This is a genomic window from Micromonospora sp. M51 (assembly GCF_018070305.1).
In the GTDB taxonomy this organism is placed as follows: domain Bacteria; phylum Actinomycetota; class Actinomycetes; order Mycobacteriales; family Micromonosporaceae; genus Micromonospora; species Micromonospora parva.
The window spans coordinates 1-9233 of sequence record NZ_JAGPXZ010000177.1; the positions used below are offsets into that span (position 1 = coordinate 1).

A 9233-nucleotide genomic window follows, 5' to 3' on the forward strand; every position below is an offset into this window, starting at 1 on the left:
GCTGTCGGTGCACACCATGCTGTTCGGCCGGCCGGACCCGGCCACCCTGCTCGACCTCACCGGCGCGGTCGCCGCCGAGGTGGCGGCGTTGCTCGCCGCGCTCGGTCATCCGGCGCGGGAGGACGACCCGGAAGCGGCGTTGATCTCCTGGGCCGGGTTGGAGAACCTGGAGGAGCGGCTGGTGCCGGGGCGGATCGACCCGGTGGTGCTGACGCACCTGCGCGGTGTCGCCCCGCACGTCCCCGCGCCCCGCTCGGCGAGCTGATTCAGCAACACCGGCGACGACCCCGCAGGGCCGGCCGTCAGCGGCCGAAGGCCAGCCAGCGGAAGCCGGCGGCGTCGACCGCTGCCCGTTCCGGGACGGTCACTGCCGTCCGGCCGGTGGCCTTGCGGATCAGCGTCAACCGGTCCCAGCCCAACCCGGCCGGCGTCGGTCGTCCGCCGGTGAGCAGCTCGGCGATGACCGCCGCCGCCGGTGGGGTGAGCCACGGGGACCGGCCCAGCGCGGCGGCCAGGTCCAACCCGTGCACGCCCACCTCGACGACCCGGGTCCGCAGGAACTCGCCGAGGCGCATCGCGTCGCCGTGGCGGGTTCGCACCACCCGGTCGGGCGCGGCGGCGGCGACGGCCGCCTCGGTGGCCCGCCAGGCCCGGTCGAACTCGGTCGCCAGCGCCGCCCGGTCCACCGGTAGCGCGTCCCGCTGCCCGCCGGCGATCCGGTCGGCGTCGACCTCGGCGGTGAACTTCGCCGCGCCGAAGTAGCCGGCGGCGTCCACCTCGGCGTGTGGCGGGGCGGGCGCGGCGAGCATGTCGGTCAGTCGGCCGACCCCGGTGCGGGTGTGCGCGCTCAGCTCCCGGACGGTCCACGGCGGGCAGTCGGTGGGCCGGCCGAGATCATCGTCGGTCAGCTCGGCCAGGACCTCGGTGAACCGCGCGCACTCGGCGGAGAACGCCGCCCGGGTCGGCTCCACCGGGCGGCTCAGCCCTTGACCCGGGGCACCAGCCGGTGCACGACGGTGAGCACCAGCGCCATCACCACGGCCATCGTGCCGGCGATCCCGGCGGCGCTGCCCGCGTACCCGACGAACAACGGCCGGCGGGACAACTCCTGCGGCCCGGTGCCGCGTAGCTCGATCAGCCAGGACAGGGACAGTCCGCTGGCGACCAGGGCGAGCAGGCCGACCACCCCGAGCACCAGCGCGGCGGCCCGGTGCGCGTCGCCGGGGGCGACCTCGGCCTGCTCCCGTTGGGTGATCAGCAGGAGCAACCCGGCCAACGCCGCCCAGACACCCACCACCAGGTACGCGGCGACGGCGTCGCTGGGCCGGTGCCAGCCGGCGGACAGGGTGGCGACTCCGGCGACGGCGGCGTAGCCGGCACCCACGAACGCGCCGACCGCCCGGACCTTGCGCGGCAGCACGAGCATCAGCGCGACCGCCACCGAGGCGGCCACCGTGGTGTGCCCGCTGGGCAGGCTGTTGCCCACCGCCGCGCGTTCCGGGTCGAGGCCGAAGTCGGGGCGGTTCAGCCCGTACTTGAGCAGTTGGGTGGTGACGTTCGCTCCGGCGATCAGCAGGGTCGCGGTGATCGCCAGGGCGATCCGCCCCCGGATCAACGCGATGAAGCCGATCATCGCGGTGGCGGCCAGCAGCGAGACGACCGACATCGCGTTGAGGATCCGGTCGACCGGACCATCGATGGTGTCCTGTCCGATCCGGTTGCCGGTGAGGGCGACGGTGTCCACCCACTGACCGATCTCGAGGTGCACGGCCACCCGCCACACGGCGAGGAAGGCAGCCGCCTGGACAAGGGCCAGTACGACCAACCAGACCGCGGTCCAACCCCGTGCCGTCGCGCGCATCCGCACACCGTAGCGGCAGGTGTCGGCGGTCCGAGCGGTGGCCCGCCACCAATCGCCGGTTAGGTTGTGCCGGAGGTGAGGAGGCGGTGGTGAGCGGAACACCGGAGCGCGACAGCTGCCCGGCCGAGCCCGGTCCGGAGCAGCGCGGAGGCGGCGATCCGGGGCTGGAAGGGCCGGCGCGGGCCGGCGCCGACACCGGTCCGGGAGAGCCAGCGCGGGCCGAGTCGCTGACGGATCTGCTGGGCGGGCGACGCGGCGCCATCGACGCCACACTGCCGCCGCTGGCGTTCGCCGCGGGGTGGTTGTGGGGCGGCGAGTCGCTGTGGGGCGGGGTCGGCGCGGCGCTGGCTGTGGGCGCGGTGGTGGCCGGCGTACGCCTGCGTCGGGGTGACCGGCCGCGTTCGGTCCTGATCGGGCTGCTGGCCGTCTGTGTCGCGGCGCTGATCGCGGTGCGCACCGGTCGGGCCGAGAACTTCTTTCTGATCCAGGTGTTGTCAAACGCCGCGAGCGCTCTGGCGTGGACGGTCAGCATCGTGGTGCGGTGGCCACTGCTCGGTGTGCTGGTCGGCGCGGTGCTGGGCCAGCGCGCCCGATGGCGGCGCGACCCGGTGCTGCTGCGCGGGTACGGCCGGGCGAGTTGGGTGTGGACGGCGACGTACCTGCTGCGGGTCGCCGTGTTCGTGCCGCTCTACCTGGGCGGGCAGGTGCTCGCTCTGGTGGTGGCCCGGGTGGCGCTGACCTGGCCGCTGGTGGCGGCGGCGCTGGCACTGAGTTGGGTGGTGCTGCGGCGCTCGCTGCCGGCCGGGCACCCGGGGCTGCGTCACCCGGTCGTGCCGCCTCGCTGAACCGGTCGCGCCGCCTCGCCGGTGCGGCGGGGCGGCGCGGACTCGCTGCAAAAGTGGAGAGGCCGCCACGGGGGGAGCGGCCTCTCCGGTGACGTACGTTACTCCGTCACGGACCTCGGTGTGATCCCGCGACGGCCCGAATTTCTGGGCTTTTTCGCGGCTAGCTTCAGTCCGGGCGGTGGGGCGGGCCAGCCGATCCGCTGCGTCGGCCAGATGGCCGGCCCACCCCGGCCTGACCGTGGGTGTCAGGCCGTCCGCCAGCCCTGGTCCGTCGTTCCCCGGACCGGGCCGGACCCCGGGGTGGGCGGTCCACGCCACCCACCCCGGGTCGTATCAGCCGTTCGGGAACAGGCTGCCGTAGTCGGCGTACGCCATGGCGACGTCAGCCTGCGCCCAGAACCGGTGGTAGTTGAACTCGGGCTCCGGACCACCGTCCAGGTACGCCTGCACCTTGGGCCAGTCCGGGTCGTTCTTGTAGAAGGACCGGATGTCCAGGAAGCTCTTGCCGGCGGCGATGGCGTCGCCGTTCGGCATCTTCCCGGTCCAGCCCGACGGGACGTAGAGGCCCTGTCCGGTGGACGCGTTGTAGACGTCGTCGAAGCGCCGGTAGTCGCCACGCTTCTCGGTGGTGGACACGCCCTTGGCGTCGCTGGCGGACGACAGTGCGTCGAGCAGCCCCTTGGCGGTGTCCTTCGCCGCGACGTTGCCCGACTTGGCCGCGTACGCGATCAGGGTCCGGGCGTAGGCGGCGGTGACGCCGACGTCCTGGCCCTTCACCGTGACCTCGACGTGCAGGTTGGTGTTGGGCTGCGGGTTGGACGGGTTCCAGGTGGTCGGCTGACCGGTCCACGCCATGTCCGACGGGATGGACCAGTTGGTGCCGAGGGTGGTGTTGGCGATCGCCCACGGCACCCACTTGTCCAGCAGCGCCTTGGCCTTCGCGTTGCCGGTCTGCAGGTACAGCTCGGCGATGCGCTGCATCGACCAGGCCTGCATGCCGAACCACTGGTTCGACGGCGGGTCGTTGTAGACCGGGTCGACGTCGTAGAACATGCCGTAGAAGGTGCTGGTGCCGGCCGGCGGCTGGGCGTAGCTGCCGTCCCAGCTGTTGGTGGCACCACCGGCGATGCCGCCCTCGGCGGACTGCAGCCAGGTGTAGAACTCCAACTGCCGGTCGAGGCTCTTGGCCCAGTCGCTGGCGGCGGTCGGCGACTTCGGCGCCAGCTCCGGGGTGTTGGTCAGCGCCCAGGCCGCGAACGGGTTCTGGTAGCCGAAGTGGTTGTGGCTGGAGCCGATCCGCCAGGACCAGTTCTGGCTGGTGTCGTACGCGCCGCCCCAGGCGTAGTACCAGGACAGCAGGTAGTGCGCCGAGTCCTTGCCGCTGCCGGCGGGGCAGGTGCTGGCCCCGACGCAGTTGCCGATCTTCTTGAAGTACTTGTCGAACATCGCGTACCGCAGGTAGTCGCCCATCTTGGCGGCCTTGGTGATGGTGGCCGCGACGTCGGCCTGCTTGTTCTGCGCCTTGGCCCAGGTCAGCGCCCAGTACGCGGCCTGCACGGCGCGGGCGTCGGCGTCCGGGGCGTTGGTGTACTTCCACTGCTTGGCGGGGGCCCCGGTGTCCTTGACGAACAGGTCGAGGTAGCCGTACTGACCGCCGTGCTTGAAGGTGTCGCAGGACGGCTGCGGGACGGTCTCCCACACCGACTCCTGGGTGCCCCGCTGGAAGGTGTTGATGTACGCCGGCTTGGTGGTGCCGTCACCGCAGCGGCCGAAGCCGTAGGTGTTGTCGACGTCCATCAGCCAGTGCATGCCGTAGATGTCGCCGGTGCCGTAGGTGGACTGCAACTCCGAGCGGAGCGGGTCCTGGCCGACCGGGACGTTCGGGTCCAGCGCCGAGGGGTACTGGCTGGGCAGGTTGTACTCCGCGGCGTACTGCGGGGTGCCCGCGGAGCCGGCGGTCGGCTGGTCGGCGTGCGTCGGGATGATGTACTTCTCCATCACGGTCCACGCGTTGTTGAACGGGGCCCAGTTCTGGGTGACCCGCCCGTAGTTCGCCTCCAGCCAGAGCCAGAAGCTGAACGCCTCGGAGGTGGTCTCGTGACCGTGGTCGGGGGCTTCCACGATCAGCGTCTCCACCGAGTGGTACGGCACGCCCTCGGGGCTGAAGTAACCCGAGTTCTTGATCTTGCCGTACTGCTCGAGGAACTTCGCGATGTAGGTGTTGTCGCCGCCGGGGGTGTCGTTGTCGATCTCGGTGGCGGTGACCGCCAGCGAGGCCAGACCCGTGGCGGTGGCGGTGATGGTGGCGGCGCCGCCGACGGTGTCGGCGTCCTCGGCCGCGGCGACCGTGACGGTGGCCCCGGTGTTCCAGTTGCTCGGGGTCAGCGTGACGGTGCTCGGCGAGACCGTGACATCGGTGTCACCGGTGCGGGTGAGGGTGACCGGCACGTTGGCCGTCGGCGCGGCGCTGAGCTTCAGGTTGAAGGTGGCGGTGCCACCCTCGGCGACGCTCACCGCGGACGGCGTGGCGACCAGCGTGGGGCCGCTGGCGGCGCCGACGGTGAATGCCTTCTCGTCGACCCCGATGCCGTTGGCGTTGTCATACGCCTTGGCCTGCACGGTGTAGCTGCCGGCCGGCAGGTCTTCCTGGGTGTAGGCGTACGGGGCGCTGGTGTCGGTGTTGATCAGCAGGCCGTTGCGGTAGAACTCGACCTTGCTGATCGTCCCGTCCGGGTCGCTGGCGGTGGCGGTCAGCGGCACGTCGGCCGGCGCGGTGAACGGCCCGCTCGGCAGGCCGAGCGAAACCGTCGGCGGCTGGTTGGCCGGGGTGCCGTTGCACGGGGTGCCGTTGATGGTGAACGCGGTGGGCTTCGGGTTGCTCCCGGTGTGGGCGCCGTTGAAGCCGATGGTGGTGGAGGCCCCGGTGCCGAGGTTGCCGTTGTACGACTCGTTGGTCGCGGTGACCTCACTGCCGGTCTGGCTGTACCGGGCCGACCAGCCCTGGGTGACCCGTTGACCGCTGTTCGGGAAGGTCCACTTGAGCGTCCAGTTGGTGATCGGGTCGCCCAGGTTCTTGATGGTGACATTGGCGGTGAAGCCGGTGTTCCAGTCGTTGGTCGCGTAGACCACGTCGCAGGCGGGTGCGGCCTGTGCGGCGCCAGCGGGCAGGGTCACCCCGCCGATGGCGAGCGCGGCGGCGGCGATGATCGCCACTCGACGGCGTCGTGCCAGTTGTCTCATGTGCGCGGTGTCTCCTCGGACCGGGCCGGGACGGTCCCCGGCGAGGCGCCTGCCCGCGTGGGTGGTGGTCCGCGGGGATGTCGAGGCGCCGGGAAGGTGGTCTCCCCCGGGCCCGGCCGGGGTTCGGCGGTGCGAGCCCGCACGGGAGGGGTCCCGCCGGCTGATCGGGTGACCGTGACCGGAGCTGGTGCTGCCGGCTGCCCTCGGTGGACCCGCACTCACGCGATGTGGCTCCTGTCGCGTCGAATCGACAGTGTGCCATGGAAGCGCTCCCACAACAAGCGCACGGAGCCTCGGATCAGCTCCTTGTTTCGATCTCGTTTTGGGGCTTTCACAAAGGCGTGACGGGCGTTACAGTCGCAACATCGGTCGATGGGAGCGCTTCCATCGACAAGGTTCCAACAAGAAGATCGCTGGGATCGTCTCTGACGAGCTCAGGGAACCAGACCGAGGGCCGACGACGGGCCAGCCCGGACGCCGTCGTCAGCCATCGTCCCGCCACAGGGAGGGAGGTGGAACCAGAGCCACTCGCGTGGCCCGGCTCCCGCGCGACACGCACGGCAGGACCCAAATTCCGCCCGTGTGTGTGCAGTTACGGTGGGGACGGGGGTTGCCCTCCCCCGTCCCCACACTAAACCCCCGTACACGATAGGAAAAGAGGCCGACGGGACAGGCGCGCCGCGCCGCCCGGACGGCCTCGTTCGCTGCTCGGGGCCACATCCGTCTCCCACTCGCCAGCGCCGGCCGCCATGACGGCCGGCTGACCAGCCGGCAGCGCCTGCCCTATCATGGGAGCGCTCCCGAATCTTTCGGCGGTGGCCCCGTATCCATGAGGAGAATCCATGTCGATACCTATTGGGCCCGCCGGCCCGCTGCGCTTCCCGGACAACTTCGGCTGGGGCGCGGCCACCTCGGCGTACCAGATCGAGGGCGCCACCAAGGAGGACGGGCGCGGCGAGTCGGTCTGGGACACCTTCAGCCGCGTCCCGGGGCGCACCCGCAACGGAGACACCGGCGACGTGGCCATCGACCATTACCACCGGTACGCCGAGGACCTCGACCTCATGCGCGACCTCGGGTTGCGCAGCTACCGCTTCTCCATCTCCTGGCCCCGGATCCAACCCGACGGCACCGGCACGCCCAATCAGCGCGGCCTCGACTTCTACCGCCGGCTCCTCGACGGCCTGCACGAGCGCGGCATCACCCCGATGGCCACCCTCTTCCACTGGGATCTGCCCCAGGCGCTCCAGGACGCCGGCGGCTGGGAGTCGCGCGACACCGCCCACCGCTTCGCCGACTACGCCGACGTGGTCTTCCGCGCCCTCGGCGACCGGGTGCCGTCCTGGCTCACCATCAACGAGCCCAAGACCGTGGTGCAGAACGGCTACCTCACCGGCCACCACGCCCCCGGCCGGCAGGACCCGGACGCCGCCTACCTGGTCGCCCACCACCTGCAACTCGCGCACGGGTTCGCCGTCGGCGCGCTGCGGGCCACCGGCAGCGACAGCCGGATCGGCCCCGCGCTCAACCTGCACCCCTGCTACCCCGCCGACGACTCCCCGCAGGCGGCCGCTGCCGCCCACCTCTACGACGCCTACGAGAACCGCCTCTACCTCGACTCGCTGTTCAAGGGCAGCTACCCGGAGGACCTGCTGGCCGACCTGGGCCCGCAGAGCCGGATGGTCCAGGGCATCCGCGACGGCGACCTGAAGGTCATCTCCGCGCCGGTCGACCTGCTGGCCGTGCAGTACTACACCCCGATCTACGTCACCGCCGACGGCGGCACCGCGCACCGGTGGGCGACCTCCGAGGCCGAGTGGCAGCAGATCTACCCCGAGGGGATGTACGACCTGCTCACCCGGATCACCCGCGACTACGGCCCGATCCCGCTCACCATCACCGAGAACGGGCTGCCCACCCCGGACACTCTGGACGCGGACGACACCGTCCAGGACACCGGCCGGATCAGCTTCCTGCGCGACCACCTCACCGCGGCGCACCGGGCCATCGCCGACGGGGTGCCGCTGGAGAGCTTCCACGTCTGGTCACTGCTCGACAACTTCGAGTGGGACCAGGGCTACGACCAGCGCTGGGGCCTGGTCTACGTCGACTACCCCACCCAGCGGCGGGTGCTCAAGAGCAGCGCCACCTGGTACCGCTCCGTCATCGCCGACGGCGGCTTCTGAACGCGCCGCCACCCGGACCGCCGGGCCCGGACGGCTCGGCTCGGGTGAGCCGGTGACCGTCCGGGCTCGGCCGGCTCACTCAGCGGGGCAGCGCCTGCTGCAACTCCGCCCGCAGGGCCGGGGTGAGCATCTCCCCCGCCTGCTTCGCCAGCCGGGCCATCTCGTAGCCCACCACGCCGATGTCCGCGTCACCGGCCGCCAAGGTCGCCAGAATCGAACCGTCGCGGATCTGCATCACCAGGAAGTAGCCACGGCCCATCTCGACCACCGTCTGCTTGACGACATCGCCGTCGAACATCTGGGCCGCGCCCGCGGTGATGCTCATCAGCCCGGAGGTCACCGCGGCGAGCTTGTCCGCGTTGTCACGCGGCAGGTGATCGGAGATCGCCACCAGCAGCCCGTCGGAGGAGACCACCACCGCGTGCGCCACACCCGGCACCCGCTCCGCGAACGCGCTCACCAGCCAGCTCAGGTCACGCGCCTCCTGGCTCAACGTCGTCACTGTCGTCGTCCCCCTTCGTCGTGCCCCCCGGACGGTGGCACGGGTATCTCGGTGGTGTCCTCAGCCTCGGCGCGCCGTACTCCGCTGTAGAGCCGCGAGAGCATGCCGCCGACCGCCTCCGGGTCCGGGTCGGTGCGGGTCGGTGCCGTCATCGGTTGGGCCGAACGGGTGACAGCGCTCAACTGCGCCATGGGCACCCGCACCGGCAGTCCCCGCTCGTTGGTGCCTGCGGTCACCGGGATGGTCGGTGGCGCCGCCGGTGCGGGCACCACCGGCGAGGTCGGGCCCTGCCGCGAATACCAGCCCCCACCGTTGCCGTTGCCGTTGGCAGCGGCCGGGGCCAACACGTCCTCGGCGCGCACCGGCATCGGGCGGCCCTGACGCGGCACGCCGACGCCCGGCGGGCGGCCGGCCACCGGCAGGTCCCGCACCGCAGCGCCCGGTGCGGCGGCAGCGCCCGGCCAGCCCGCCCCGGGCTGCGCAGCCAGCCCTCGCGCCGCGCTCGCCGCCAGCATCCGCGCCGACGGGGGCGCGTCCAGCTCCACGTTGCCCGGCGGAGCCCGCAACTCGGCGGGCAGGACGAGCCGGGCGACCAGGCC

The 9233-nt window shown here is 71.9% G+C and carries 7 protein-coding genes and 1 pseudogene; 3 read left to right on the plus strand and 5 right to left on the minus strand.

Annotation, left to right across the window (positions count from 1 at the left end; genetic code table 11):
* On the plus strand, positions 1–265 hold a 265-nt coding region (locus tag KBX53_RS12430), incomplete at its 5' end, for a putative peptidoglycan binding domain-containing protein (RefSeq protein WP_305797943.1).
* Positions 266–302: 37 nt separating this feature from the next.
* On the opposite strand, the gene KBX53_RS36305 is transcribed toward KBX53_RS12430, so the two are convergent.
* Both KBX53_RS36305 and KBX53_RS36310 read right to left on the minus strand, forming a co-directional pair.
* Positions 303–971 (minus strand): maleylpyruvate isomerase N-terminal domain-containing protein, encoded by a 669-nt coding sequence (locus KBX53_RS36305; protein WP_309140761.1) that lies wholly within the window; start codon positions 969–971, stop codon positions 303–305.
* A gap of 8 nt (positions 972–979) precedes the next feature.
* Positions 980–1867, minus strand: a complete 888-nt coding sequence (locus KBX53_RS36310; protein WP_309140762.1) for a phosphatase PAP2 family protein — start codon at positions 1865–1867, stop codon at positions 980–982.
* 158 nt (positions 1868–2025) lie between these two features.
* On the opposite strand from KBX53_RS36310, the gene KBX53_RS12440 reads away from it, so the two are divergent.
* Positions 2026–2706 (plus strand): DUF3159 domain-containing protein, encoded by a 681-nt coding sequence (locus KBX53_RS12440; RefSeq protein ID WP_210859263.1) that lies wholly within the window; start codon positions 2026–2028, stop codon positions 2704–2706.
* A 333-nt stretch (positions 2707–3039) separates the two neighbouring features.
* Here the strand turns inward: KBX53_RS12440 and KBX53_RS12445 are convergent, their stop codons facing one another.
* Positions 3040–5946: a glycoside hydrolase family 48 protein gene (locus tag KBX53_RS12445; RefSeq protein WP_210859259.1), complete on the minus strand. Its 2907-nt coding sequence runs from the start codon at positions 5944–5946 to the stop codon at positions 3040–3042.
* Between the two features lie 842 nt (positions 5947–6788).
* On the opposite strand from KBX53_RS12445, the gene KBX53_RS12450 reads away from it, so the two are divergent.
* Positions 6789–8132, plus strand: a complete 1344-nt coding sequence (locus tag KBX53_RS12450) for a GH1 family beta-glucosidase (protein WP_030328664.1) — start codon at positions 6789–6791, stop codon at positions 8130–8132.
* A 79-nt stretch (positions 8133–8211) separates the two neighbouring features.
* Here the strand turns inward: KBX53_RS12450 and KBX53_RS12455 are convergent, their stop codons facing one another.
* Positions 8212–8625: a roadblock/LC7 domain-containing protein gene (locus tag KBX53_RS12455; protein WP_203148617.1), complete on the minus strand. Its 414-nt coding sequence runs from the start codon at positions 8623–8625 to the stop codon at positions 8212–8214.
* Between the two features lie 5 nt (positions 8626–8630).
* Positions 8631–9233, minus strand: a pseudogene (locus KBX53_RS12460) (ATP-binding protein); the annotation flags it as partial.

Excerpts from the sequence above, each read along its gene's own strand:
- KBX53_RS12445 (WP_210859259.1), bottom strand. The coding sequence starts at position 5,946 with ATGAGACAACTGGCACGACGCCGTCGAGTGGCGATCATCGCCGCCGCC.
- KBX53_RS12450 (WP_030328664.1), top strand. The coding sequence starts at position 6,789 with ATGTCGATACCTATTGGGCCCGCCGGCCCGCTGCGCTTCCCGGACAAC.